This window comes from Microcystis sp. M53602_WE12 (genome assembly GCF_030065455.1).
GTDB lineage: Bacteria > Cyanobacteriota > Cyanobacteriia > Cyanobacteriales > Microcystaceae > Microcystis > Microcystis aeruginosa.
The window spans coordinates 1-1,887 of the sequence record NZ_JASJFB010000277.1; the positions used below are offsets into that span (position 1 = coordinate 1).

Annotated in this window: 2 protein-coding genes and 1 pseudogene; all 3 read left to right on the plus strand. The window is 46.2% G+C overall.

Annotated elements, in window-relative coordinates; all coding sequences use genetic code 11:
- Position 1 precedes the first annotated feature (1 nt).
- Positions 2-220 carry a SemiSWEET transporter gene (locus PX482_RS10065; RefSeq protein ID WP_288122388.1) on the plus strand — a complete coding sequence of 73 codons (219 nt, stop codon included), beginning with the start codon at positions 2-4 and terminating at the stop codon, positions 218-220.
- 153 nt (positions 221-373) lie between these two features.
- Complete coding sequence (locus PX482_RS10070; protein WP_288122390.1) at positions 374-1,627, plus strand: FIST signal transduction protein; 1,254 nt, start codon at positions 374-376, stop codon at positions 1,625-1,627.
- Between the two features lie 38 nt (positions 1,628-1,665).
- Positions 1,666-1,887: pseudogene (locus PX482_RS10075) on the plus strand (Uma2 family endonuclease); the annotation flags it as partial.

Here is a 1,887-nt window from a genome sequence, read left to right on the forward strand (position 1 = left end):
AATATTAACCACTGTCTCTTTTTTACCCCAAGTGATTAAAACTTGGCGTTATCGTTCGGCTAAGGACTTGTCCCTAACTATGTTTATTTGCTTTTGTCTGGGGGTTTTTCTTTGGCTAATCTACGGGATTTATATGAGCAGCAAACCGATTATTGTCGCTAATTTTGTTACTTTTATCTTAGCGGGGACAATTCTCTATTTTAAGATCAAATATGATTAAAATAACTGGCAATCCCTTGCGGCTGTATTTGCTCACGTCATGACAATTTTATAATTTATCCCCACCTCCAGCCACGAAGAGCGGATTTTTAGGTTAATTTATTGTTAAGATGATCATTTTTGACCATTTAGACCAAATTTGGGGTCAAGAAACATGAGCGATCGCATCGAGTGGATTAATGCCCTATCAACCCGTCCCTCCCTAGAAGCGGCGGTGACGGAAGTAGTGGAAAAAGTGCAAGATAAATTAGTCGGATCGGCAGATCTAGCCATAATTTTTATTTCTTCTGCCTATGCCAGCGACTATTCCCGTTTAGTTCCCTTAATCTTGGATAAACTCCCTGTTCCTGTCCTGATCGGCTGCGGTGGGGCGGGGATTGTCGGTATGGGTGACAGGGAAAAAGCGCGAGAAATCGAAGCGAGTCCGGCTTTAAGTCTCACCGTCGCCCATTTGCCCGATGTGGAAGTGCAGCCCTTCTATATCGAAGCGGCGGAAATGCCCGATCTCGACAGTTCCCCCTCTAGTTGGACAGAATTATTAGGGGTAGAAGCGGCCAAAAATCCCCAATTTATCCTTTTAGCCGATCCTTTTTCCAGTCGCGTCAATGATCTGTTAGAGGGGTTGGATTTTGCCTACCCCGGTTCGGCCAAAATCGGCGGTTTAGTCAGTGGTGGCATGATCGAACGTTCTGGGGGTCTGTTCTACCACGATCAACAAAAACCGCGTAATACCTATCTCTATCGTCAGGGAACCGTAGGAATCGCCCTTTCTGGCAATATTATCGTCGAAACTATCGTCGCCCAAGGTTGTCGTCCCATCGGACCGATTTATCAGGTGAGTGAGGGAGAACGCAATATTATCATCTCCATGACCGGTAAAGGGGCCGATGGGACTTCGCAACCACCTTTAAATCTACTGCGGGATTTAATTGCCTCCTTGAGCGAAAAAGACCGAGAATTAGCGCAACACTCCCTTTTTATCGGTATTGCTAGGGATGAGTTTAAAATGCAGTTGCGGGCCGGGGATTTCTTAATTCGCAGTGTTTTGGGAGTAGATCCTCGTCAAGGTGCGATCGCAATTGGCGATCGAGTTCGTCCGGGGCAGCGGGTACAATTTCACCTGCGTGATGCCGACACTTCCGCCCTAGATTTAGAATTACTTTTGCAAGCTTTTCCCCAAGAAAAACCTAATAGTTCAGATGTGCTAGGTGCTTTGATCTTTTCCTGTCTCGGTCGCGGGGAAAATCTCTACGAAAAACCGGACTTTGATTCGGGTCTTTTTCAGCGTTATTTCGCCAATGTTCCCCTCGCCGGTTTCTTTTGCAACGGAGAAATCGGGCCGGTGGCTGGGCGCACTTTTTTACACGGTTATACTTCGGCTTTTGCCCTCTTTCGTCAGGGAATTTAACGCTATACTAAATAGTTAGTACGCTAGGGAGTAGAACGATGATCAAGGCGATATCTTTCTCTGAGTCGGAGATTATCTATCCCGATAGTGACGGTAAACCGATGGCCGATAATACCAAACAGTTTCGCTGGATTGTGACGATCAAGGAAAATCTCGAATGTTTATTCGCAGACAATGACCATGTGTTTATCGCCGGCGATCTGTTGTGGTATCCGGTCGAGGGGGATAATAAAATCTGTCAAGCGCCAGATGCTATGGTG